The following is a 24313-nucleotide window of genomic DNA, read 5'->3' on the forward strand; positions in this document are numbered from 1 at the left end:
CCTCACGCTGCGATCGCGTCAGGCAGGTGGCGCAGATGCACCGGCAGCTTCACGGCGATCTCCGCGTCGGTCAGCTGGTCGAGCAGCTTCAGCACGGTGCGGTGTTCGCCGCCGTAGATCAGTATCGTGCGCTCGCCGCGCAGATGCTCGGCCCAGCGTTCTCCGGCATAGCCGCGATAGTCGTCATGCGTGCTCGACCAGATGTGCTCGAGCCGCTCTTCGCGCGTCATTGCCTTCAGGGGCCGCGCTTCCCGTTCGATGATCGCTGCGCGCATCCGGTCCGGCGAGTTCTTGTCGCTAAGATCGCAATAACCGTGGAAGTAGCGTGGCTGGCCCTCGATCCTCAGCGCGAAGAACACGCCGGTGATGCTGCCGGTGAGGAATTCGCGCAACGCGAACATCTCAGCCTTCATCCAGAGTGGCGGCAGGATCTCGAACATATGGTCATGGTCGGCCTGGCCGATCTCGAACCATTCGCCGCAATAGAGAGCGCTGTCGTCATTCTCGGAGCGGTTCGGCCGCTGCGCGTGGCGATCAAACATGCGGAACATTTGCCGGCGGTCGGCGATGCCCTGATAGATCTTGCGGAACGGTGAGAGGGTCATGAGCGGGCTCCTTTCAGCCTCGTCGGGCTGAAGCGCGGCTCATCCTTCCGATTCCGCCATCGTCTTCAGCCCTTCCTGACCTCTCCTCCGCGGCCGCCTCTCCGACCGGCCGGGTCAAGGGCCGCGGTACGCGGGCGAAGCTTCACCCTTGACGCGGTCGGCGGGCATGCGGCAGCAGGGTTTTCGTTTCCCTCCTCTCCATCTTCATCTTGTTGCCGGGATGTACTTGTTCGTCCCAATCCTCGGCGGCAGGCCGTTGCCCGTCGACATGCACCGCCCACATGCTGCCATGCGTTCCTTCGCAATTCGTCATTACCGGATCACGGCACGGATAATGTCCGGCCGAAGCTTGTGATCACCTGATCAGTTCATCTACCGCTCGACCCCATCCATATCCACTGGCGAGAAACCGCCTGCCTTGTCACCCTCCGCTCTAACCCGATCCTGCGCAGTGCATCTCCTGGATTATCTCGATGTAGCTTCTTGAACTGGCTTGATGGGCCGATGTGTCGGTCGATCAGGCGTCGAAGTTCTTGCCTGAAGACCACGTTCAGCTCCCATCAGCACACCTGACGCGAAGCGTCTGCGGTGAATCGTGATTGTCAACGCGGCAATTTGCAGGCCACGTTTGCGGAACGTGAGTCGCAGGCTGGTCATCACCAGCCCGTATGATATGTGGACGGGCGGCGGCCTTGGCCAAAGCTCAGACACTTCGGGGCCGCTCTTTCGTCCATTCATTAGGGATTCTATGCCAAACTCCAAACAGAAGAAGCCACTCATTCGACGGGAATACACCAAGGATGATCTGAAGGCGCTCAAGGCTCACTCGAAGGCCAAGACGCCGATCGCCAAGATCTCGAAGCAGATGAAGCGTACGGTGCCGGCGCTTCGGGCCAAGGCCCACCAGCTCGGCATCGGGCTCGGCCACCAGCGCTGAGCCCTCGGCAGCAGGGAGTAGCTGAAGATCGACACGAAGCGCTGGCTACAATTCGCAGGCGTCGACCTCCTCGTCCGGGAACTTCTCGGACTCGAGGTCGAGCCTATCCAGCGCCTCTTCAAGCTCTTCGGTGATCAGGACATAGTCTTCGAACGTGCTCGACGAGCTGATGTGCTTTTCGATCAGCCGCCGCAGCTCGACCCTGAACTGATGTTTACTGAAGGTCATTCGTCGCCTCCGTGCCGCCCAACGCCGGGCCTGGTCCCTTAATAGCGCGAAGCGCTCGTCTCCGGTTGGCGTGGACGGAAGCGGACCGCCACCCACCATATGGCACCGATGAGCACCAGCGGCGGCGCAATCACGATCGCAATAGTGATCTGTCTACGGGTGGTCTCCCTACCGCTTGACTGGCCTTTCTCGCAGCCTATTGAAAAGTGGCAAACGATTCCCCAAACGATTTGCCGGAGAATGGACAAAACCGGTTAAGGAGTGGAGTCCTTGGAAGCAATCCGTTCACAACCATTTTGGGGCCTATTGCACCGACTGGACAAGCCCGCCGCGTCCAAAACAGCCGTAGCGGGCTAATATAGAGGCCCAGCCTCCGGTGTCTCCGAAAGCGCCTATCGAAATGCGGACGTGAGCAGGCACATCGTCGCGATCGATGGTGCGCCAAGCCCACCGGCGTCCTCTCCTGCAGAAGTCCGGGACGGGTGAAAGACCGCAAACGCAGGATTCCGTCATGTATCGCTCTTTAGGCGATATTCGTACAGCGTCGGCTCGCCGTAAATAAAGGTGACTTCGCAGCGCTCGATATAGCGCTTGCACTCACCGCGTTTGCCCATCCGGACGTAGAATCGGCCACCCTTTTCCATCCGCCGAACGAAGTGCCTGCTACGGTTTCCGCGGAAAACGTCGCCGCTGTGCACCATGACCCTGTTGTGAAAGTGGATGTGCTTGTCCACCAGTGGGTGGTCCAAGGCCATCGTCACCGTCCGCATAGCCTTCGCAAGCTCGTCCAGTTCAACCATCGGCGTCCTCATACGACCAAATTTGCCGGATACTCTATTTTTGCAGCTGGTCATTCCAGTCCTCCGTCGCCGGCCGCAGGCGGTCATAGTCGCAGCCCACCTGCTGCGCGATGGCCGCGAGGCGATCGGCATAGACCTCTCCCTGCCGATTGTTATCGGTCGCCGCGACGAGCCGCGCACCAGGCCGCGCGCTCAGCGCTCGAATGGCGGCGGCCGTGGCCGGCGCCCAGCCGCCGCCGGTGCTCAGATAATGAGTATCCGGCCGCTGGTCTTCGATCGCCGCCAGGCTCATGGCGTCGATCGCGGCCTCGGTGATGCAGAGCCGGGTCGTGTCCGCCGGTCCGAAGCGGAACAGCACCTTGTCGCCGCCGCTGGCGAAGCCGCGCCATTGCGGACCGCGCTCTTCCCAGCCGGTGACCATGCCGTCATTGTCGAGATGCGCCGCCCACATGCTGCCGTGAGGGCCTTCGCGCAACCGGTCATGCCTAATTACAGCGTGGATGATGGCTTCCGGAATGCCGCGCTCGTCGCGCAGATATCGCCAGGTCAGCGACCCTCGCCGAGGCTTGCGCCGCGCGCGCCAGCGATCAGCAGCAGCAGCAGGATCGTGCACGCGGGATTCTCGGGACCAAATGGGCTCCGTTGGCACAAAGCCGACCAGGTCGGACACTCGCCGCAGCACTTCGGGAAACGCGATGCGGTCGAGATGCTCCACCAGCGAGAACACGTCGCCTCTGGCGTCGGACAGTGCGTCGAACCAGCCTCTTCCTTCATGGATCACGATGATGATGTCGCCGCCACGACGATATTTGACAGCTTTGCGCGTGCTCTCCTTCAGATCGATCGCAAATCCGGCCTTCTCGAGCACGGCGGCGCAAGCCACGCGATTCTTCAGCTCTTCGATATCCTTCTTTTCCATCTCCGATTCCCGGCGCTGCTGCACTGGGCCTTTCCCGCTTGAATTTCTCATTTCCCGCACTTTGCGGGACCCGCTCGCCCCTGCCGCGAAGAGCGAAGGGGGCAAGGGCGCGGCTGGCAATTGATGAATCTTACGGGGCACACGACGTCGTCGCGGCCGCCAGCCGCGGCGCAGCCTCCCTTGCGGCCGCCCGCTCGCGAGCGGCACCCAAGGGAAAACCCGGCTCAATGAGCCGGGCTGAACTGGTAGGGATCGTATTCGTGCATCACGAGGACATCGGCATCGTCGAGTTCGTCGCTCGGCATCACGCCGTATTCGCCGTCGACCTTGAAGAGCGTGACCGGGACCATCAGGGTGCGGGCGAGCTCGAAGGCGTTGGACTGGGCGAGGGAAAGATCGTGCGACATGTGAGGGCTCCATCGTGAGCGAGGCCGATCCCCGCTCGATGGCGTCCGTCAGTGTCCTCAACCGGCCGCGATCACCGCGCAGCCGAAGGCGCAGCGGCGGCATGCTCGCATAGCCGACCCCTTGCGGGTTGATCGTGGAAGGCCGGACGGAGGACCAGGAAAGCCATCCATGGAGAGCGGGGTCGGGGCTTGCTCCGAATGGTCAGCGCCCTCTCGCGCGTTTTTCCCCGGCCGCAATTCAGCGGCATCGCCCTCGGCTGTTGGTCCCGCATCACGGATCAGGTCAAAGCGAGGAAATGGGTTGGCGACGGCAAGTGATATCGGCGCTGCCGTTCAATTCGCCGGCGCCGCGGACATCCATTCAGCATCGGAAGCAGTAAGCGGCAACGATCGTCACCCGAAAGGCGGAGACGCTTTGCGGCTCCGGCCGCAAGCGCATGCTTGCGGGTAGAGCGTGACCGACCGGCAGGGAGGGGCCGCCCAACAATACTTCCCCGCCCGCTTCATCCGCTGGAATTGGTTTGGCAACGGGTGCTTTCGGGAGGAAATGAGAGCTATCGGACGCCACTGACCAAAGTTTGGATATAAATTTAGGCCAGAGCCGCGACTGGAGATCCTGACGGCCTTCACTCGCTTCCCATCAACGGTGTCCCGCAACGAGGCCCCTGCGTCAGGGACGGACGGCCCGGATGGGGAAGACCCATCAGGGGCTTCGGCGTAGCCAACAGCTCGGCCCGAAAGGGGGACATCTTTCCTAACTTTGAGAGAAATACGTTTCGACAACTAATAATTGACAAATATCGAGATATATAAAGTTTCCACTCACGTAAAATTTGAATTTATGCCATAATGTCCAGCATGAATGGACAAAAAACAAAAAAGCTAAAGTTGCTTCTGCAGGCGGTTCCCCCGGGGTTCCTCGTGGATACGGGCTGGATGAGCCGTCACGCCATCTCGCGGCAGTCCGTCTCCGGTTACGTCAAACAGGGTTGGCTCGAACCCGTGATGACGGGCCTGTACCGCCGTCCATTCATGCCGGACACGCCTCCGGAAGCGAGCATCGGATGGAAGATCCCTCTGCTCTCGGCCCTCTGGCTCATGCGGCACAGATTTCATGTCGGTGGGGCCAGTGCTCTCTCCCTGCGCGGCCATACGCACTATCTTTCGTTCGGCGGCGAATTCGCGCTCTATCTTTATGGCGCCGACGTTCCCGCATGGCTGTCGAAACTGCACACCGACGCACGCGTGGTGGTCAGGAGCAACGCCCTATTTGGTGATGATACCGTCGGCATCGAGAATTCCGATTTCAGCCTCTCGAATGACGATGACCCGGGGCTCGCGCAGAACCCGTGGCGCTGGCCGATACCGATGTCGTCCCCCGAACGTGCAATCCTCGAGATGCTCGACGAGCTCCCGAAAGGCGAGAGCTTCCACACGATCGACATGGTGTTCGAAAGCCTCGCCAATCTGCGCCCAAAACTGCTGAGGACGCTGCTGGCCCAGTGCCGAAGCGTGAAAACCAAGCGCCTCTTCTTCGTCTATGCCGACAAGCACAATCATGCCTGGCGCAGGCACATCGACAGCTCGGCGGTCGATCTCGGCAAGGGTGACCGGGCGTTAAGCCCAGGCGGCCGGCTCCACCCCGTGTACCGCGTCACGATTCCAAACGATCTCATGCCGAAGGAGCCCCCGCATGGCGCGTGAGCAATATATGCGGCAGGTCGAACTGCTGGTGCGGACCCTTCCCTTCATCGCCCGTCACAACGCCTTCGCGCTCAAGGGTGGGACGGCGATCAACCTCTTCTACCGGGACATGCCGCGGCTGTCGGTCGATATCGATCTCGTCTATCTCCCGATCGAGGATCGCGAGACGACGTTGAAAGGCATCGACGCGACGCTCGAACGCATTCGCGAGGATCTGCAGCGCAGTCTCCGCGGCGTCACAGTCCAGAGGATTGCGGGCGGCGGCAACAACGACACGCGTGTCCTCGTCCGGCAAGGCAACGCCGAGATCAAGATCGAGACGTCGCCCGTCGCGCGAGGAACGGTCCACACGCCGGAGATACGGCGTGTCAGTCAGTTGGTCGAAGAGACCTTCGGTTTTGCCGAGATGCAAGTCGTCTCGTTCGAAGATCTGTTCGGCGGAAAGCTGCATGCGGCGGTTGACCGCCAACATCCGCGCGATCTGTTTGACGTGAAGCTGCTCTACGAGAACGAAGGTCTGACTGACGCGCTGTTTCGCACGTTCCTCATTTACGTCGCCAGCTCCGGCCGGCCGCCGCACGAACTGGTCAAGCCTTCCTTAGCGATGCTCGACGAAGCCTTCGTGAAGGAGTTCCAAGGGATGACGATCGAAACCGTCAGCCTGGATGAATTGAAGGCAGTAAGACTGAAGCTGACGGCCAATCTCCTCGCGCGGCTAGACGAGAAGGCGATGCGCTTCTTGCTGTCGTTGCACGATGGCGAGCCGGACTTCGAGGCGATCGGCCTACCTCAGGCCGCAAAGCTCCCGGCCGTTCGCTGGAAGCTGCTCAACATCGCGAAGCTGAAGGAGCAGAACCCGGCGAAACATGTCGACCAGCGGCGAGAGATCGAGGACATACTCTCATAGCCTCGCATCCATTCGCGCCAGCCCATTTCGGACGGGAGTCCCCGATCATCGTTCAGCAAAGATAGTCAGGTCATTTACATGCCCCATCGTTCGGACCTATCGAAGCGAAAAGAGAACATCCCACGAGCGGTTTTGCCCGACATCGAACCGCGACGATGGTTGTTTTGGATGTGGGATAGATATGTGTATTGTGATGGTATTAGCTTTGTTGGCCAGCAACCGGACCGAAAACGACTAAAACCATCAGATGTAGAGATAGGTGACGTTCTGCTCTGTGTGGGGAAGCGTGGACTAATCTCGCACCTAATTCAAACAGCCACTCACGGCCCATTCACTCACGCCGCCATCGTGGGTAACTATAATTTAGCTCATGAGTCTATGCCCAGCGGCATCGGAACGCGTCCAATCCGAAAATACGTCGAGAACTATGAATATGTCGTCGTTCTCAGTCATCATTTTCTTCGAGAGAAAAGCTCACAGAAGAATCTAATCTTGTTCCTCGAAGGTCAGAAGGGCTCGTATGGTCTTCTCGCCGCTCTGCGCGCAACGATACAGGGCGGAATGTTGGCACGCAAAGCCGGCCGGCAACGTTCGTCCTATCGCCCAGTTACTCCTACATGCTCAGGATTTGTCCGCCGAGCGCTTGTCGCTTGTGGTGTTTGGGCCCTTGATCAAAATGCCGACCTCGCGACGCCGACTGATATCGCCAATGCGGCATGTTTTGCTGTGCGCGGTATTCTATCTGATCACTGGCCGATAGTGCCTCATCTCAAGGATTCGACTTTCTCACTCTATGATGTACGAGAGTGCCCAGCCCATAAGATTGACAAGACTACGAAGAGAAAGGGCCAAGTACAGGATGTTAACCCGACGTCCGACACCCTCGACCGCATCCCGTGACCCGGATCTAGCCCCCAAACAGTTCCGGGGCACCGGGTGTTCTCGAGGGAGAAGGCCTATGTCCGAAAATTGCTTCATATTTCGGACATCCTTCGGCTGTGACTGGATCGTACGCACTCATACCGACCGCGGCAATGATCGACGAGCTGGTGCGGAACTATGCGAACGTGACGTCAATGATCTTCGGCAACGCCCCTCGGTTCGAGCACGTCCTGACGTCAATGAAAGAGATCGAACGCACCCCTAATAGGGCACGATGATAGGATCAAGAAATTGTCTATGCGCATTGGGCGCTCGACATTTACGACTACGACGATAACGGCACACATGAGGTCGGGTTCGTGCCGCGTCCGCTGCGTCTGCCGGAAGAAAGGCTCAACGCCGACGAGGCCTCGGTCCATATCCTGAAGGACCGTCGGATCGACGCGATTGCCGTGCGTCATTAGAAAAAACCAGCCGAATGGAAGGCCGACTTCGCGGTCAATCGCAGCGACATTCCCACCTGCCAGCCTCCAATTGACCAAGCCGCGATGGTGAGACTGTAGGCCCATCTCGCATCCGCGCGCATAGGGCCAAACGTGGATTCAGGTTGCCCGCGCTGTAGAGTGAGTCCTTCAGAACCGAGGCGGCGAAGGCTGTCGGCGCGCCACGCTGCATGGGACCAGGCTTTGCCGGAAAGACGAACTTCAGCCCGTAGGTGATGAAGTCGCGCAGGTTCCTGCGATTGGGATCCGGGCGGCCGGTCATCCGGTCCTTGATTGCCATGGCTGATGCAAGGCTGCGCTTGATCGAGGCGGCGATTTCCGTTTTGCTGATTCCGAGGGAGGCCTCGAGGCCCCGCACCGAGTACGGGTCTTCGCCGTCCTTGCGGAAGGGATCTATCCCGGCTGCGCGCTCATAATCCTGCAAGCACACGAGCTTCAGCAGGACGACAATATCTTGGCTCTTCATGGTTCCGTGAGTGTCCTCGGTCCTAGGACTGAGGACAGTAAGCACGCTCATGGGCCCACATGTCAATTTATCCGGGCCATATCAACCCGTTACGACCTCGACGGGTCCAGTTCAAATCATGAGTTCTGCGGAAAGGAACCACACGTCCGAAGAATGCCGCATGGTTCGGACATGGACATCCTTGCTCTGACCGAACTTTGCATCATATTTCGGACATGCTTAATCGAGCGACCACAGACATCCGGCCGCGACTTGTTGCCCGCATCGAGATGACACCGACAGAGTATGGACACCCGGCGACTTCGCGGATCTCGGCAGCCGCGCGGCCGTCGACAAGACGTTGCAGCGCCTGGTCGCGGCTGGTGAGTTGCGCCGCATCGACCGCGGACTTTACGACCGGCCGCGAAGGAGCAACATCACAGGCAAGCTGACGGTCCCCGACTATCGCGCGGTCATCAGAGCTGTGGCGCGCCGCGACCAGGCCCGTGTCGTGGTCGATGGGATGACTGCCGCGAATGATCTCGGCCTCACCACGGCCGTGCCGGCACGCATCGAGGTTCTGGTCGACGCTCGCCTAAAGCCGATCAGGCTTGGAAAGCAGGTGATCCATTTCAAGTCGGCGGCACCCAGCCGTCTTTATTGGGCGGGACGTCCAGGCATGCGCGTCGTTCAGGCGCTCTATTGGATGCAGGACAAGATGGGCGGGGGATGACGATCGACGCGCGATAAAGAACAGCCTCAACAGGCTGTTCACCAACCCGCAGCATGGAAAGAAGATTCGCGACGATCTCCGTGCGGGTCTTTCAGCTATGCCGATCTGGATGCAGGACTTTCTCAGGCCCTTGCTCGAGCCTAACGACGCAGTGGAGGATCACTCGTGAGGAGCGCAACCTACAAGGAGCTCATCGCCGGCGCACCCGGCGAAATCTCGATCTGTTCTTGACGATCGCGAACCGGCTCGGACGAAAAACCAGCAAGACTCGACAGGCCACAATGATAGGATCAAGGCATGGCTGAGGCTCCAGAGAACATCCCGGTGCGACTGCCCGATCCCGCTTCGATCGAGACGGTTCTCGCACGTCTTCCGGCCGGTGCTGACGAAGCGGCGCTGGCCGCCGCGCTAACTGCCGCGTTCCCTGGTTTCTCATTTTCGACGGCGAACATCGACGATCAGTATTGGCGCGACAAGCGCTCGGTGATCGCCGCGGACGGAACACGGATCGCAGAATACCGGCCGTGGATGGAAGCCGAGCTTGCCAAGGACAACGGCGACATTCGCGCACTTTGGACTCGATTGCGCGAGAGCGGCCTTCAGATTTCGGAATGGCACGGCAACACCGTGTACGCCTTCGCGCCGACTGGATCGGGCGCGGCGGACTATGTGCAAATCCGTCTCGGCCGGGAAGTTGAATGGCGCGCCGGGCCGATCGCCAATCCGAAATACTGCCCTTGGAGCAAGGACGAACTACTCGATGCGTCGTGGATCACGCACGACGATATGCCCGACGACAGGGTTATCGCCGGCCCGCTTTTTCGGATGCTGGGGCACGCGGGCAGCAGCGTCGTCCATGTCCGGAGTTTCCTGACGCGGCGCGCGCGCCTCGAGCGCGAGAAGCGCGACGCGCAGCGGACGGAGATGGAGCGCCGCGTGGTGCGGGAAGTGACGCGGGAGGGCACGACCGAGACGCCGTTCCTGGAGTTGGTGCCGGACTGGTTCGACTACGTGCCACGGGAGATTCGTTTCTTCCAGGATTGGGAAGAATCCAGCGCTTCGGCCGAGCGTGTCTACGCGCACTGGGCGCTCGACATTTACGACTACGACGATAAATGCACGCGCGAAATCGGATTCGTGCCGCGCCCGTTGCATCTGCCGGAAGAAAGGTTCATCGCTGGCGACGCCTCGGTCCATATCCTGATGGATCGCGTCGAAGCCATCGACCGTGAGGCCGGGGTCCCATTTGGCTGGTTCTTCCTGATGACCCATGGTAACCGGGTTGAGCCAGAGGTTGGTCAAGCAATCGCCAAGGGCCTGCGTGACCAGCGCGTGGTCTTACCCGATCGGGACGCGCGCGTACTGCTGCGCTGGGCTGAACGATCTTACGGCTTCTGATAGGACCTCGGCACCGGTCAGAACCCGGTCGCACTCCAAGAATTTTCGCTGGTATCGATATCGCCGTGTTCGGGAGAGAATATGGGATGAAGGACGATCGCGCGCGCTTCGCACGGCACGCTAACCGACATCGCGGGGCCGCTTATGCCAAAATCACAATAGGTTAGTTTGCCACAGGCTAGCCGTGCCTCAGCAGTAGCTTGTAACCGCGTTTGCTCATCCACTTGGCTCTTGCAAGGTGCGTTTCGTACGCAAGCCTGGCACGATCAGGTTCGCCTTTGGGGTCGATGCGCAGCACGATTTCCACGACTTCTCGCCAGTCAGCGCCTTCAGCGTCAGCGTCCAGCATGCGCAGGTACGTTACCGCATGGTCGTGGTCATAGGGCGTGAGCATCTCCTCCGCCGGTGCGGTGGCAGCGACTTTTGGATCAGACGGAATCTCGCACATCGTGCTTTCCTCAACGGTTGCACCAACCGTCTATTGCACGGCATTTGGACCGATTGATGTCTCGGTGATCGGTGCTGAGGTACCACGCAATGGGGCATCGATTATTCCGCAGTGGAAACCGCTGTACGAAACGGACAATCGGTTCGACGAACCGCGGAAGAGCGCGGCATGCGCGAGCGCAATTCATTGATTTGGCGATCTTTCGCGTTGCGCCTCGCGGCCCCTTCTGTCCGGCCTGGCGCAGCATCGGTCTTCCATGTACGTTCTTGCTGACGGGCCGAGCCTAAGCTCACTGCTTGCCGCCAGGGATCACGATCGGCTTCCATGGCTGGGTCTCCCTAATCGAAGCAATCATGGCGTCGACGCTGTCAGCGAGCAGGGGAGACAACTTCGCCGTTGCGGCGTCACTGTTGGCGGCTACGTCCTCCAGAAACCGGATGATGAGGTCCTTGCTGACTATTTCCTTGTGATCGAGGAGCTTGATCAATCCTACGAGGGTGAGTTTCTGCACGAGCAGTCGCGCGAATATTTCGCTGTCCATCTTCAACTCCGATCTTGAGCGCGACAGGACAGTATCAGTCAGCACGACGGTTTAGCTATCGGCGTCGTTCGCGAGGACCACTTCCCGCGTCCGTCTCAAATAACGAGAAGAAAAAGGGGCCGTTCGAGCGGCCTTCCTCCTATAACCACGAGTGCGATGGCAATATTGTGAGTCGTTTGGACACGCCCGTTAACCGTACTTATGCTATTGAAAGGGCTTTAGACGCGTACTGGGAGTCGGGAGATCGCTTGCTCTGGCGCTAAAACACCGGAGGCTTGCATTATATGAATGGCTACTGCCTTTTACGATGCAGATGTGCTGGCTTAGGTCGCTTGGGTGATGTCTTCAGAGTGTCCGCATGGTTAGACGGCTCGGCAAAAAGCTCGGACGGCTGGACGCCGAGCTTTTCGGCGATGCTGTCAAGAACATCAATCGTCGGGTTTTTCGATTGCCGCTCAAGACCGGCCAAGTAGGAGCGGTCGATCCCGGCCGCGCGAGCCAATTTCTCTTGCGAAATACCGCGTTTCAGGCGGATCCGACGGACGTTCCAGGCCAGCAGCGCGCGAGGTTTCATGCGTCAGAGCATGCCATTCGTCCGGCCGGTTAAAACACTGGCTATAGTCCACCATTTAAAATCTAAATCCTCGTTGTCGCCGCTCAATGCCGCCGGCAGGACAGCAACCTGCAGAACAAGTTCGATATGGCGTGCCGGAAACATGATCGAACGTTGGGCGGCGAGGACCTCCTGCAACTGCACCCGGGCCGAGCGATCTAACGGAAAAAGACCAACAGCGCTCTTCAAATACGCGGCGGGTCACCCACTCCACATTCGCAAGGTACGCTTCGTACGATCGCCCAGGCGCAGTCAAGTTCGCGCAGCCGATCGATAATCGCAGCACGGCTTCCATCAGGTCGCGCTATTCAGTTTCTTCGTGTCCGCTACGCTGCGCGATCTTCCGAACATCCGGAACGTTTATGGCCCCATCAATTCGCGATGAGAACAGACCGAGCAAGTGCGAACGGAACGACTCCATGGCGTTCAACCCGAACGGTAGCCCGCTTTCTGTGACGGCAACGGCTGCAGTCATCCCATTATATCCTTCCAAAAATATTCTCCCGCAGCTTCCCTTTCGTCAACAAGCGACGGAAAGAACTTTGGGGGGCGGCGATCATCAATCGCCAAGAGCGCAAGATTCTGGCAGGGCGTGTATCGTTACTCTTCCAATACAGCCGTTAGCGCGCCTTGGCGGCGGTATTCACCACTTGCAGGTTATCGAACGCCTGGAAGAGGCGCGTATCCGGCATGAGGAGACCAAGAATGGGAGCATCATCTAGCGAGAAGCCCGAACTATTACGGTCAATGTTCCTGCGGCGCGTCAGGCCGTCATACAGATCCGCTACGTTCTTGACGAATTGGATCGAGAACGCATGCATCGCTTTCAGCGAGCGAAAGGATTCCCAAATATAAGAAGGGTGGTATTTGTCCGTGATATTGATGATTTCCACTCATGTCGTTCCGCACGCTGCTGCTTCGACTCGGTTAGAGACACCCCGACGGCTGTTCGACGACTCTCGAACAAGCCGAGTTGATTGGGGGCCTGAGGGTAAGTCGGCTCACGGCCGACCAGAAAGACGCGCTTCGCTTTTATCTCCGCGACTTCAGCGCGCTTTTCGGCGGCTAGAACTTCGAGGTCGGCGGCAATGGCGAGATAGTCATCCCGGGAGCTTCCGCGGTGGGCTCATCGGCTGTCTTGAGCGCGTCATTCCGCGCCTCCTCCAGTTGCCTAAGCTCGACCTCGAGCGCCAGCAGCTCCGCGTTGAGATCGTCCAGCGACATCAAGAGTGAGGGTTTTCTTTAGATTGCTCAGGAATGCGGTCTGGACGACGGTCACAAGGCGTAGCAAACGTTCTAGCTCCGCACGCTGCGGCGTCGCTGGTCGCGGCAGCGAGGCGAGTCCGGACGCTGTCTTCCTTCGCCGCGTACGTCGCGAATTTCTGCTCGACTTCATTGCGGGTCATTCCCCCGATGAGGCCGATGGCGGGGCAACGTCAACGTCAGCAGCACCTTGATTGCGCACTGCGCAGGCGGCTTCAATAGTCCCTAGAATACTGCAACGAAAGGTTTGCCGGAGCGCAACAGCGCTCGCGAGATAACCCAATACGATATATTCTGACCACCTCTAATCGCCCACCGGAACACGAAATCAACTTCCATGCCACTCATCCTGCTAACAGGCGCCGGCTTTAGCCGCAATTGGGGCGGCTGGCTCGCCAACGAGGTGTTCGAATATTTGCTTGGACAAGACGGCCTCCACCTGCGCACGCGTGAACTGCTTTGGGATCACAAGGAGCGCGGAACCGGATTTGAAGGCGTCTACCAAGCTCTCCCACCCGGATTGTACAGGCCGATCGATGGTTCTTTCTCGGTGACCGACCGCCATCAACCTTATTTCAAACTGCACGGATCGAGCAACTGGACGTTGCCGGATCGATCCGATCTGATGCTGATCATCGGCGGTAACAAGGTTACCGGGATCAACAGTTCTCCTCTGCTGTCGTGGTATCGTGAGCAGTTCAGAAAGCTGTTGCATGGCGCGAGGGTCGTCATCATCGGATACAGCTTCCAAGACGAGCACATCAACGATGACCTTATGAACGCAGCAAAGACCGGCGCGCGTTTCTTCGTTGTCGATCCGTCGGGTGTCGACATCATCGACAAGCGCAAGCTGGCACAAATTCCCCAACCGCGAGAGCCTCTGATGGAGACACTCATGAGGAATATCGATGGCGCCTCGCGACGTCCGCTTCGCTCGACCTTTGACGGCGATGAAATCGAGTGGCGCAAGCTGGATCATTTTATGACGGCGGATTCGCGGGGGTTGAGGCCCTGATCGAGGGTGATTTCTTTCGTGAATCCAAGGAAGCCGCTGCGCGACCTCTTCAAGCCTCTAATCTACTCAGGCAACGCGTCAACCAAGCGAGAAAGCGCCCTCTCCCCGGAAGCGGAAAGGGCTGTCGTGGTTCAGACGGCGGGTTGCCGTTGCTTCGCTTCGAACAGTTCAACGATCGCGGTGTTGTCGGCACGCTGCTACGCATCGCCCCAGCACACAAGGTCATATTGCTGATGGTTTCGTGGGTATCGGTCGTGTGGGCTGTCCCCTCGACCAAGAGACCGTGAATCATAATTAGAAGATCTATGCAGTTAATTGAATCTGCGCTCAACGCTCACACGATGCAACAGATTTTTGTCGCTCATGCGGGCACTTGATCGATATCACGATTGGGCTCAAATCAACTGAAGCCGAGCAGGACGGTCCAATCTGAAATCGGATCTCGCCTGGTTCTGAGTGTGTTGATGGGATCTTCGTCTGCAAAGCCCAAGGCCATCCCGCAGAAGACCAATTCCTCGGCGGATAAGTCGAGCAATTCCGTTAGGGTTTTTGGGTAGCGTGACCAGTACTCCTGTGCACAGGTCGCCAGTCCTTCTTCGACCGCCAGGAGCATCATCGTCTGGATAAAGATACCGAGGTCCGCCCACTGCGGTGGGCCGAACCTTCGGTCGAGACAGAAAAACAGCCCGACAGGTGCGCCGAATAGCTGCCCGTTTCGAGCCAGATGCTGCAGCCGACCTGCCCGATCTTCCCTCGGAATGCCGATCACAGCATAGAGATCCTCGCCGTACTCCCAGCGTCGGCGCCGATAGGGGTCCCACAGCGAGTCTGGATAAATTTGATATTCCGGGGGCTCCCCAAGCGGATTTGCGCTCGCGCGCCTCTTGAGTTCATCGAGCGGGCTACCGGTGAGCGCGTAGACGCGCCATGGCTGGAGATTGCCTCCCGAAGGGGAGCGACGGGCCCTCTCCAGCAGCGAGCGCACCCGCTCTTTGGAAACTGGATCGGGCTTGAAGGAGCGGACCGACATGCGCCGCTCGAGGGCCTCGGAGACATTCATACGACCACCCATATTTCGGGCGCAAGAAAACTGTACCAGGCGCGCCACAATTTTCATGAAAGTTGTACCAGGCCTGTCCGCAGGGTCCTTCGTCGATGTAGGGCAACGAAAGGCGAATTTGCCAGCCACTTGACCGTCACGAGGCAGGACTTGCGGCAGTATCGCGCGGATCTTCTGACTTGCGCGAACGGATCATTTTGATCTTCTCTCCTGTGCCTTTCGCTTTTCTCAGAATCACCAGGAGCATTGATGCTGCCAACAGCGCAGCCAATTGGAACGCGCCGACCACGGCTGTCTTTGGGCTGATTTCCAGATGAATATCCTGCCACATCAACATTGCGAGTGGCGTTTTGGACGGCGAGCTCAAGAACATGCTCAAGACGAGATCGTCGAACCCGGCGAGGAAGGCGAAGAGGAAAGCGCTGGACAATGCGGGAATGAGAAGTGGCAGCGTAACGGTCAAGAATGCTGCCATCGGGGTGGCTCCCAAACCGACTGCCGCTCGCTCGACATCGATGTCGCTGTTTTGCAGGGCAGCGGTCATGATAATGACCACGTAGGGAAATCCTAGCACGGTAAAGCCGAGCCAGAAACCAACGATGGTGCCGTTGAGATTTAGCGCAACGGCGAGGAAGAACAACCCGATACCAAGCACGATTTGCGGAAGAATCATCGGGACAATCGCAGCCAGCCACATGATCCTGCGTGCACGCAAGGCGCCTCTGGTTACCGAAATGCTATAAGCTGTCCCGACCAGCGATGCCGTGGAAGCGGAAAGTACGGCCATACTGAAGCTGAACACTGCGGCGTCGCGCCAGCGCTGGTCGCCGAGCAGGGAGTTAAACCAACGTGTAGAAAAGCCCGGAGGCGGGAAGACGAGATAGGGCGCATTGCTGAACGCAATCATGACGACGACGATCATTGGTGCCAGCAGGAACAGTAGTACCAAGGCGGAGAGGATCAGAAGACAAGGACTGGCGAGAAAAGCCATCGCGTCGCACAAATCGACGAGCGCCACCGCCACCTGATCGATACCCGTTCGCCGATACCAGGCAGCACCGCGCAGGCCGCTCCCGGTTCCTGCGGACCGCCATCGATCGTTCGCGGCCGGCCCCAGAGGAACGACGTTTCGGCGAAACAGGACCAAAAACCCGCTGACCCCAAAAAACAGTATGCACGCCAGGGCGGCGGCGAAATCGAAATCCGCCAACGTCGAGACGCGGACTTCAATCGCCTGGGCCACCAGGTAGTCGCCGGGGGCCCCGAGCATGGCTGGCGTGATGTAAAAGCCAAGGGCACACAAAAAGACCAGTGCGCAGCCCGCTGCCAATCCCGGACGCGAGAGCGGAAAGACGACCGTCCAGAAGACGGTCGCTGGGCCACCGCCAAGGCTCTGCGCAGCTTTGATCAACGCCGGATCAAGTCTCCGCAGGGCACCGTAGAGCGGCAGGATCATCATCGGCAGAAGGATGTGAACCATGCCGACATAGCTGCCAAAGCTGCTGAAGACCAGCGGCAGCGGCTCGCTCGTCAGCCCGATGGAAATGAGAAGCCGGTTTACAATGCCGGAGCTGCCGAGGATCGCGATCCAGCTATAGGACCGGATCAGGACGCTGGTCAGATAGGGAATCACCACCAGCATCATGATCGGAGCGGCATACCGACGGATCCGGGTCGCGACGAAATAGGCATAGGGATATCCCAACAACGCACACAGCCCGGTGACGGAAAACGCCATCCAGAGGGTCTTGAGGAAAATTCCAAAAAAGACCGGGGCACGAACGATCTGTGCGTATGCTTGAGTGCTCCAATGCCCTTGATGCCGCAGGCTCATCCAGACGACGATTGCCATTGGCAAGGCGTAGCCCGCCGCGAGAAGCGCAACGCCCGGCAGAGGGAGAGCTAGCCGTTTCACTTGTCTGCATCCCCTGCCGGAGAAATTGGCGATGCTAGCCTCCGGCGACCCACCGTTCCCACTCTACGATGGCACGTCGCAGGCCGGTTTCTCCGGTGGCATCCACCGCATTCCAGAAGGCATAATCCTGCACAATCTGCCGCTCTTTGAGCCCAGGCGCGGTAGGCATCAACTCTGCCCGCTGTTTCGAGAGGTGTTCGAAAGCGCGAGCGTTGGTGGGTCCATAGGTGATCAGCTCGGAGAATCTCGCCTGAGGCTCCGGGCGGCTCATATAGGCGATGTATTTCTGTGCGTTCTCGCTGCTCTCGGCTCCTTTTGGAACAGCCCAGGCGGCCCATTGCAGAATGCCCTGGTCCCAGCTCTTGCCAATCCTTGCCCCCTGATCGTTCGCGCCATCGATGCGCCCATTCCAGGCGCTACCAACCGTTGCCTGTCGATCGACCTGGAGCTGCACCGATTCAGCACCACTGGCCCACCACTTGACGACGTTGCTTCGCAGATTGTCGAGGCTGCGGAAGGCTCGCTTCCAGTCCAGCGGATAAAGCTTTTCGGGCGGAACGCCGTCGGCCAGCAGCGCGATCTCATAGGTTGCGCCATCTGCGGCATTGGTCCCGGCGGCAAGTGTCCGCCGTCCGGGAAAATCCCGCGAATTCCATAGATCGGCCCAAGTCGAAGGAGTCCGGCTCCCCAACTTCTCGGCTTCATACGCAATCAGCATCGAGTAGATCATCGCCGGTGCGTAGTTCGTCTCGGCCGCAACGACGTCATAACCCTCTCTGTCCTTGCCCGCCCAGCGGTCGTAGTCAATGGGAAGCAGCAGCTTGTCCTTCTCGAAGTTAGCGATCGCGCCTCCGGAGAGCAGAGCGACGTCGTGTTTTGGGGCCCCCGCCAGGACTGTCGCCAACTGCACGCCGGAGGCAACGCCTGGCTGATGAATGACCTTGATTCCGGTTTCCGCTTGGAAAGGTTCAGAGTAGGCCTTCAGCTGAGCGATCCCCATCGACCCGCCGCCGTCATGGACGACCACGGTGCCGCTGCCTTTCAACGTTGACCCCGCAATGGCTGGTGCCGGAAAGGTGAACCGCCCGCCGCCGGCCAGCGCCGCGCCGCCTAGAAATGTCCGTCGGGAGAGCTTAAGCGGCATGGGACTTCTCCTGATTTGCGACCGGCGATTGGTCAAATAGACGAACGGTGCCCGTACGGAAGCGTAGCGCGGCCACCTCGCCCGGCCGCCAGGCACGCTCGCGCGCGGGCTGTTCGGCGATCAACCGATGTCCGCCCGCCTCCACCAGCACTGTCTGGGTCGAGCCGCTGAAGGCTGTCTCGATGATGCGGCACGCTTGGCCACCCTCGCGCTCGAGGCCGAGCAGGACGTCCTCCGGACGAACTCCGGCCCTTGCGCCTGTTCTCGGACTGTCCGTGGCAAGCGCATGGGCCAGTTCCGTTGCGAATCCATCGACGCGCAGACTGCTGCCGGCAAGCGGCAGGAAATTCGTGCGGCCGATGAAGTCGGCAACAAATGCATCGGCCGGCTGATGATAAAGAGCTGCCGGCGTACCCACCTGACGAAGGCGGCCTTGATCAAGCAGCGCAATCCGATCTGCCATCGACATCGCCTCTTCCTGATCATGGGTGACGAGAATAACGGTGGTCCCGAGCTCTCTTTGAAGCAGCTTGAGTTCGAGCTGCATATGCTGCCGCAGCTTCCTGTCCAACGCACTCATCGGCTCGTCCATCAGAAGCACCGTCGGCCTTGAGATCGTCGCTCGCGCGATCGCGACGCGTTGCTGCTGGCCGCCGGACAGTTCGCCAATCGACCGCGCGCCAAGACCGGTCAGCTTGACGAGATCGAGTGCCGCCGCAACCCGCTGCCGGATTTCGAGGTCGGAACAGCCCCGTCGCCGCAGCGAATAGGCAAGATTCTCTGCGACGGTGAGATGGGGGAATAGCGCATAGCGTTGAAACACCATACCGATGCCGCGCCTGTGGGCCGGCACACGGTCGATGGCTTGTCTGCCGATCAGGATCTGGCCGCGGTCTGCAGATTCGAACCCGGCGATCGTCATCAGAGCGGTGGATTTCCCCGATCCGCTCGGACCAAGAATTGCGAGAAACTCTCCTGCCCGCACGGTAAGGGACAGATCATCGAGCGCGACCGTGGAGCCGTAGGTCTTGCTCAGCGAGCGAACCTCGACGCTTTGCCCATTGATGATGCTCATATCAGGCTCTCACGCGATGAGCGGAAGTGAATGATCAAGCGTCGAAAGACGCTCGGGTGCTTCATCGGTCACGATGAACGTCTCGCCCAGGCTCATCGCAAGGCCAGCTTCGCTGTCGAGAAGGATCATGTGCAGGAAGATCACCATACCCGGCGCAATGGATACTGGATTGCCTGCATAGGCCATTGGCCACTCCATCCAGGTTGGTGGATAGGAACTTCCGAGGCTATAGCCGCATGCATTGAGTCTCGCGTGCTGGAATCCGTGGCGATCGAGTACCTCGGCGTGAGCATCGAACAAATCACCGAAAGTAGATCCCGGCTTCAGGCGCTGCTGGCAGGCGGAAAGCGCCTCAACCGCTGCGGCATACATGCGATGTTGCGTGGTGCTCGCCTGCCCGACCAACGCTGTTCGCATGAGGGCCACATGGTAGTGACGATATGCCGCCGCGAACTCCACCGTCACCTGATCGATCGCACCGATCGTTCCTTTGCCGGTGAAATAGCGACACTGCAGGGCGTTATCGCCGGCCCCGCAGACGAAACGTCCCGCCGCCGGATCGCCTCCCGCTTTGAGAACCGTGCCGTACAGTTCGGTCAGGATGTCGGACTCGGAATTTCCGGGTGCGCACTTGGCCCGTCCGTTTCGCCATGCCACATCGGCAATGCGGCCGGCCTCGCGAACATAGACTAGTTCGGCGGGAGACTTGATGAGACGCAGAGCCGAGATCAACTCCGACGCATCCTCCAGCTTTGCGTCCTTGGCAAAGGCGGCGTCCACCAACTTGCCGCGCTGCGCATTGAGCGTCGTGGCGCCATATTCAACACCTATCCGGCTGCCGAAGGCGAAGCGATCACGGATCTCGCCAAATAGCGTTTCTGCCGGATTTGCGCCATGCCGATCCACCCAGAGGCGCACATCGTCGATTGTCGACGTCAGCCGGGCCTGTCGGATGTCGGCAGAACGCGTCAGCAACACCATATCGCCGGCAGCACCGAACCATAGACACTGAAACTGAGAGTAACCGGATGTGTCATAGCCGGTGAGCCAATACATGCTCTCCTGTCGGAATATCAAAAGCCCCGACAGGCCAAGTCGGCTCAGCTCATTTTGCAGCCGCCGCTGTCGTGCCTCGTACTCGGAGCGCGTGAAGTGAAGCGCCATTTGATCCCCGCAATATGCCCGCCATTGTGAACTCCTCCCGATTCGTCTTGCCTGTCCGATTTCAGGCAAATCAAATCCGACTACTTACGCCCCGAAGCTCATCCCATCGATGGTATTTGGCCCGGATCGAAATCGACTAGGAGCACGAATGACAATTTTCGTGAACATCATGCCAAGCATGAGCGTCTCGTTTTTGCTTTGGTTGCTCGTATCCCGCAAATCCTCCCATCGTCAGACCTACGACGCATCCGACCTCTGGCTGATGGCCCAACCCCGCTGATCATCTCGTGGTCCCCATTCTCAAGCCCAGTTATGAAGGGGCGGATTTCGTTCGTTCAGCACATAATTTCCGATCAAATGGTACTTCCAACGCACCGGATCATGCAGCGTATGCGTGCGCGCGTTGCGCCAATGCCGATCGAGGTTGAGGCTTGTGCGAGCACTGCTTGCGCCGCCAAATTCGAATAGCTTGGATGAAGCAAACAGCGCCGTGTCATTTGCCAGCACCTTTGCCTCGGCAACCGCCACGGAGGCGCGCGCAACATCCGCCTCGTCATGATGCTCCCTCATACTATCCGTGATGCGAGCTGCCCGCTCCACCATCGCGCCGGCCGCGTGCACCCTGATTTGCAGATCCCCGAGCGCGGCGATCGTATGAGGGTCATCCTGCGGTCGCTCCACTCCACTGTCGATCCAGGGACGCGACGCCGCGCGCGCAAGCCGTACCGCCTCCGCAAAGGAAGCGCGCGCAATTCCGAGGTCGATCGCGGCATGCAACAGTTGAGCAAAGGGACCGCTCAAGCTTGGGCTGGAAAACGATTTGTGACGCTCCACGACATGCGCTGGATTGACCGCAACATCCTCGGCAATCACCGTGCCGCTTGCCGACGTTCGTTGTCCGAATCCGTTCCAGTCGTCGACGACGGATAAACCGACGGCATCGCGCTCGACATAGGCATAAACGATATTGCCGTCATCGTCGACGCCGGAGATGGGTATCCAGTCCGCAAACAAGGCGTTGGTGCAATAGACCTTATGGGCGTTCAGCCTGAGGCCCTTCGCCGTTCGGCTGATGCGGCTGCGGATATCCTGCACATCCCTTCCGCCGGCTTCGGCGAATGCATTGCCGATCACCTTACCTCGTAACACTTCAGCGAAGAAAAAGCGCTTCTGCTCCTCGGTGCCGATGCGATTGAGGTTCTCGAGCAACAGGTAGTTGTTCTGCGGAAGCTGCCCAATCGACGGATCAGCCTCCGAAATGGTCACCACCACCTCGACGATGGTTTCGAACGAAACCCCGGCTCCCCCGAATTCGGGCCGGATGCCGATGCCCCACAATCCGCTTTGTACAAATTGCCTGACCTCCTCGTGCGGCAGGCGGCGTTCACTGTCGCGTTCGGACGCGCCGGCGGCCAACGCCGGGGCAAGCTCCCGCGCAACGGTCAGCGCTTCCTCGGACGTACGGATTACGCGAGCCGCAGCGTACGAGGAGGCACGATCCAAATGCATGACGGAAGACGCTATATTCATGGCGGTTGCTACCTTTCAAACGGCCGCGCCGACGTCGCCAGGCCAACGAGAAACTCAAAGATCACGTGAGCGCAGAGAAACGCGGCAAGACCTGCGGCGTCGTGGGGCGGGCTGACGCAATTGATGTCGATTGCGACAATGTTCAGGCGGCGGAGCAGCCGTACGATCTGCAAGCCCTCACGCACAGTCACGCCATCCCAACTGGGTGTGATGACGCCAGGCGCCGCCGACGGATCGAAGAAATCCATATCCCAGCAAACATAGACGGGACGACCGGCGAGCCGACGGCTCACTTCGTCGAATACCGCCGTAATACCCCGATCCAGGAGCTCCGCGACCGTTATGAGCTGATAGCCAAGTTGGCGAGCATGCGCATAAAGCCCCTTTGAGGAGACCGGACCGCGCAGCCCGATATGGAACGATGCCGTCGGGTCAAGCAGCCGCGCCTCAACGGCCCGATGGAAGGCTGCCGGTCCAATATTTCCGGTCAGCGGATAGGCATCAGTGTGTGCATCCAAATGCACGACCGCGAGCTCCGGATAGCGGCGTGACACCGCGCGGAGCAGAGGCAGCGTGACGCTGCCGTCCCCTCCAATCATCACTGGAACCGCATTCGTGTTGACGAGAGTGCCGGCGAACACGGCGATAGCCCGCTGGGAGGCGTCGAGGTCACCGTGCTGCACGCGTACGTCCCCGACGTCGACCAGTCCGAGCGCGGCCACGACGTCACAATCGGTGTCGGGATCTACCGCGCGCAACTGGATCGACTGTTCGCGAACGCTCTGGGGGCCAAGCCGCGAGCCCAGGCGCGAGGCGTGCTGTCCGGCATCGAACGGAAGTCCGGCGATGACGGCTCGCGATGACCGCGGTACGCGAGTGACGAACGGCGCGCCCATGAAGGTGAGCGGCGCTGCGGCGTCAATTGGAGCCTCGTCCGCCATGCTCATGACGCGAGCGCGTCGAGATAGCGGTTCTGGACTTCGAAATAGTTTCTGGCGTACCACTCGGCATCGGTCGCCACCTGACGTGCGAGGTTTTCGGGCGAACCGGGATTTTGCTGCTGCAGTTCGGCTGGAACAAGCTTGTTCGCGGCCGGATTGATCGGTCCCCAGCCCAGCCGCGCGAGCAGCGCCACCTGAAGCGCCGGATCTTGCGACAGCGCCACCCAGCGCCATGCATCCTTGGCGTTCTTCGTCCCTTTCAGAACGTTCCACGCAGCAATCAAGAGAATGGCCTCATTGAAGTGATAATTAACCCGCCCCTTCGTGTCCTCCTTCACGCCTTGCGCCCGCGTATTCCAGAGGCTGCCGACCGAGACCTCGCCCGATCGGAGCAACTGCTGGGCCTCGGACGTGTTGCTGTAGAAGATCGTGTCCTTCTTGATCGCGCGGATCTTCTCCAGTCCGCGATCGACATCCAGCGGGTACAGCTTGTCCCGTTCAACGCCGTCCGCCAGCAGGGCCGATTCCAGCACACCCTCGACATTGTTGCGCAACGCACGCCGTCCCTTGAACTTCTGGATGTCCCAGAAATCTTTCCAGGTTCGCGGCGGTGCCGAACTACACTGCGCGCTATCGTAAGTGATGACGAAAGAGAAGAAGTACGAGCCGACGCCCCATTCGGTACGAAACTGGCTTGGCACCGCGTTGAGGTCCACAATGGAATCATCGACTTTTTCCAACAGGCCTTGGCGACCGAGCTCAAGCGCGGACAGGAGGTTGCGGTCGGCCACGTCCCAGGCAATATTGCCTGACTCGACCATTGCCTTGATCTTTCCAGGCGTGGGGCCCGTCGTGTCAAATGCGACACGGTTGCCCGGATAGCGCTTGACGAACTCTGCCGCGAGGACGTCGCGCTGGGCGGGCAGCGCGTCGCCACCCCAATTGGCAACCACAAGCTCGTTCTGCTGCGCAATCGCAGAAGATGAGAAGGTCAGCGAGCCTGCACCGATGCCCAGTGCTGACAAGAGCTGGAGAAAGTGGCGGCGATGGACAGTCTTGCCTTGTGTCACCATCCGGAGCGACCGTTCGAGGTTCTGCATATAATCGGCATCTTGCGAAAAATCAGGCATCACATC

The 24313-nt window shown here is 59.6% G+C and carries 26 protein-coding genes; 6 read left to right on the forward strand and 20 right to left on the reverse strand.

Going from position 1 to position 24313, the window contains the following annotated elements:
- Nucleotides 1–2: 2 nt before the first annotated feature.
- Nucleotides 3–605: a DUF1419 domain-containing protein gene (locus J2R78_RS42675; RefSeq protein WP_253610149.1), complete on the reverse strand. Its 603-nt coding sequence runs from the start codon at nucleotides 603–605 to the stop codon at nucleotides 3–5.
- Nucleotides 606–1353: 748 nt separating this feature from the next.
- Here J2R78_RS42675 and J2R78_RS42680 point away from each other — a divergent pair.
- Complete coding sequence (locus J2R78_RS42680) at nucleotides 1354–1542, forward strand: hypothetical protein (protein WP_253610148.1); 189 nt, start codon at nucleotides 1354–1356, stop codon at nucleotides 1540–1542.
- Nucleotides 1543–1587: 45 nt separating this feature from the next.
- Here J2R78_RS42680 and J2R78_RS42685 read toward each other — a convergent pair whose 3' ends face one another.
- The 4 genes from J2R78_RS42685 to J2R78_RS42700 form a co-directional block, all read right to left on the reverse strand.
- The gene (locus tag J2R78_RS42685) at nucleotides 1588–1770 is read right to left on the reverse strand and encodes a hypothetical protein (RefSeq protein WP_253610147.1); all 183 of its coding nucleotides are present in this window, start codon (nucleotides 1768–1770) and stop codon (nucleotides 1588–1590) included.
- Between the two features lie 509 nt (nucleotides 1771–2279).
- Nucleotides 2280–2570 (reverse strand): hypothetical protein, encoded by a 291-nt coding sequence (locus J2R78_RS42690; RefSeq protein ID WP_253610146.1) that lies wholly within the window; start codon nucleotides 2568–2570, stop codon nucleotides 2280–2282.
- Nucleotides 2571–2604: 34 nt separating this feature from the next.
- On the reverse strand, nucleotides 2605–3489 hold the full coding sequence (locus J2R78_RS42695; protein ID WP_253610610.1) for a DUF3991 and TOPRIM domain-containing protein: 885 nt from the start codon (nucleotides 3487–3489) through the stop codon (nucleotides 2605–2607).
- 224 nt (nucleotides 3490–3713) lie between these two features.
- Entirely contained in the window at nucleotides 3714–3896 is a 183-nt protein-coding gene (locus tag J2R78_RS42700) for a hypothetical protein (protein WP_253610145.1), read from the reverse strand.
- An 858-nt stretch (nucleotides 3897–4754) separates the two neighbouring features.
- Between J2R78_RS42700 and J2R78_RS42705 the strand changes: the two genes are divergently transcribed.
- Both J2R78_RS42705 and J2R78_RS42710 read left to right on the forward strand, forming a co-directional pair.
- The gene (locus tag J2R78_RS42705; RefSeq protein ID WP_253610144.1) at nucleotides 4755–5600 is read left to right on the forward strand and encodes a type IV toxin-antitoxin system AbiEi family antitoxin domain-containing protein; all 846 of its coding nucleotides are present in this window, start codon (nucleotides 4755–4757) and stop codon (nucleotides 5598–5600) included.
- Nucleotides 5590–6507 carry a nucleotidyl transferase AbiEii/AbiGii toxin family protein gene (locus J2R78_RS42710; RefSeq protein ID WP_253610143.1) on the forward strand — a complete coding sequence of 306 codons (918 nt, stop codon included), beginning with the start codon at nucleotides 5590–5592 and terminating at the stop codon, nucleotides 6505–6507. Before J2R78_RS42705 ends, J2R78_RS42710 begins: the two co-directional genes overlap by 11 nt.
- A 1380-nt stretch (nucleotides 6508–7887) precedes the next feature.
- Here the strand turns inward: J2R78_RS42710 and J2R78_RS42715 are convergent.
- Entirely contained in the window at nucleotides 7888–8358 is a 471-nt protein-coding gene (locus tag J2R78_RS42715) for a hypothetical protein (protein WP_253610142.1), read from the reverse strand.
- Nucleotides 8359–8698: 340 nt separating this feature from the next.
- Here J2R78_RS42715 and J2R78_RS42720 point away from each other — a divergent pair, with 340 nt between their 5' ends.
- Both J2R78_RS42720 and J2R78_RS42725 read left to right on the forward strand, forming a co-directional pair.
- Nucleotides 8699–9070: a DUF6088 family protein gene (locus J2R78_RS42720; protein WP_253610141.1), complete on the forward strand. Its 372-nt coding sequence runs from the start codon at nucleotides 8699–8701 to the stop codon at nucleotides 9068–9070.
- Between the two features lie 297 nt (nucleotides 9071–9367).
- Nucleotides 9368–10468: a hypothetical protein gene (locus J2R78_RS42725; protein WP_253610140.1), complete on the forward strand. Its 1101-nt coding sequence runs from the start codon at nucleotides 9368–9370 to the stop codon at nucleotides 10466–10468.
- 178 nt (nucleotides 10469–10646) lie between these two features.
- Here the strand turns inward: J2R78_RS42725 and J2R78_RS42730 are convergent, their stop codons facing one another.
- From J2R78_RS42730 to J2R78_RS42755, 6 genes are all read right to left on the reverse strand, one after another.
- Complete coding sequence (locus J2R78_RS42730) at nucleotides 10647–10916, reverse strand: DNA -binding domain-containing protein (RefSeq protein ID WP_253610139.1); 270 nt, start codon at nucleotides 10914–10916, stop codon at nucleotides 10647–10649.
- Between the two features lie 289 nt (nucleotides 10917–11205).
- Nucleotides 11206–11457, reverse strand: coding sequence for a hypothetical protein (locus J2R78_RS42735; protein WP_253610138.1), 252 nt, complete (start codon nucleotides 11455–11457; stop codon nucleotides 11206–11208).
- A 292-nt stretch (nucleotides 11458–11749) separates the two neighbouring features.
- Entirely contained in the window at nucleotides 11750–12031 is a 282-nt protein-coding gene (locus tag J2R78_RS42740) for a helix-turn-helix domain-containing protein (RefSeq protein ID WP_253610137.1), read from the reverse strand.
- 3 nt (nucleotides 12032–12034) lie between these two features.
- Entirely contained in the window at nucleotides 12035–12259 is a 225-nt protein-coding gene (locus J2R78_RS42745; protein ID WP_253610136.1) for a hypothetical protein, read from the reverse strand.
- A 431-nt stretch (nucleotides 12260–12690) separates the two neighbouring features.
- The gene (locus J2R78_RS42750; RefSeq protein ID WP_253610135.1) at nucleotides 12691–12963 is read right to left on the reverse strand and encodes a hypothetical protein; all 273 of its coding nucleotides are present in this window, start codon (nucleotides 12961–12963) and stop codon (nucleotides 12691–12693) included.
- 172 nt (nucleotides 12964–13135) lie between these two features.
- Nucleotides 13136–13294, reverse strand: a complete 159-nt coding sequence (locus J2R78_RS42755) for a hypothetical protein (protein ID WP_253610134.1) — start codon at nucleotides 13292–13294, stop codon at nucleotides 13136–13138.
- A gap of 376 nt (nucleotides 13295–13670) precedes the next feature.
- Between J2R78_RS42755 and J2R78_RS42760 the strand changes: the two genes are divergently transcribed.
- A complete protein-coding gene (locus tag J2R78_RS42760) occupies nucleotides 13671–14348 on the forward strand; it encodes an SIR2 family protein (protein ID WP_253610133.1) in 678 nt (225 codons plus the stop codon).
- Between the two features lie 400 nt (nucleotides 14349–14748).
- On the opposite strand, the gene J2R78_RS42765 is transcribed toward J2R78_RS42760, so the two are convergent.
- The 8 genes from J2R78_RS42765 to J2R78_RS42800 all read right to left on the reverse strand — a co-directional run bounded on the left by J2R78_RS42765 (nucleotide 14749) and on the right by J2R78_RS42800 (nucleotide 24307).
- Nucleotides 14749–15465, reverse strand: coding sequence for a nitroreductase (locus J2R78_RS42765; protein WP_253610132.1), 717 nt, complete (start codon nucleotides 15463–15465; stop codon nucleotides 14749–14751).
- 79 nt (nucleotides 15466–15544) lie between these two features.
- Nucleotides 15545–17323, reverse strand: coding sequence for an ABC transporter permease subunit (locus tag J2R78_RS42770; RefSeq protein ID WP_253610131.1), 1779 nt, complete (start codon nucleotides 17321–17323; stop codon nucleotides 15545–15547).
- 34 nt (nucleotides 17324–17357) lie between these two features.
- Nucleotides 17358–18467 carry a polyamine ABC transporter substrate-binding protein gene (locus J2R78_RS42775; RefSeq protein WP_253610130.1) on the reverse strand — a complete coding sequence of 370 codons (1110 nt, stop codon included), beginning with the start codon at nucleotides 18465–18467 and terminating at the stop codon, nucleotides 17358–17360.
- Nucleotides 18457–19542, reverse strand: a complete 1086-nt coding sequence (locus J2R78_RS42780; protein ID WP_253610129.1) for an ABC transporter ATP-binding protein — start codon at nucleotides 19540–19542, stop codon at nucleotides 18457–18459. The genes J2R78_RS42775 and J2R78_RS42780 overlap by 11 nt, the downstream gene beginning before the upstream one ends.
- Nucleotides 19543–19551: 9 nt before the next feature.
- Nucleotides 19552–20706 (reverse strand): Xaa-Pro peptidase family protein, encoded by a 1155-nt coding sequence (locus J2R78_RS42785; RefSeq protein ID WP_253610128.1) that lies wholly within the window; start codon nucleotides 20704–20706, stop codon nucleotides 19552–19554.
- Between the two features lie 300 nt (nucleotides 20707–21006).
- A complete protein-coding gene (locus J2R78_RS42790; protein ID WP_253610127.1) occupies nucleotides 21007–22236 on the reverse strand; it encodes an SfnB family sulfur acquisition oxidoreductase in 1230 nt (409 codons plus the stop codon).
- An 8-nt stretch (nucleotides 22237–22244) separates the two neighbouring features.
- Nucleotides 22245–23183, reverse strand: coding sequence for an arginase family protein (locus tag J2R78_RS42795; protein WP_253610126.1), 939 nt, complete (start codon nucleotides 23181–23183; stop codon nucleotides 22245–22247).
- Nucleotides 23180–24307: an ABC transporter substrate-binding protein gene (locus J2R78_RS42800; protein WP_253610125.1), complete on the reverse strand. Its 1128-nt coding sequence runs from the start codon at nucleotides 24305–24307 to the stop codon at nucleotides 23180–23182. Before J2R78_RS42800 ends, J2R78_RS42795 begins: the two co-directional genes overlap by 4 nt.
- Nucleotides 24308–24313 lie beyond the last annotated feature (6 nt).

This window comes from Bradyrhizobium sp. USDA 4538, assembly GCF_024171045.1.
Lineage (GTDB): Bacteria > Pseudomonadota > Alphaproteobacteria > Rhizobiales > Xanthobacteraceae > Bradyrhizobium > Bradyrhizobium australafricanum.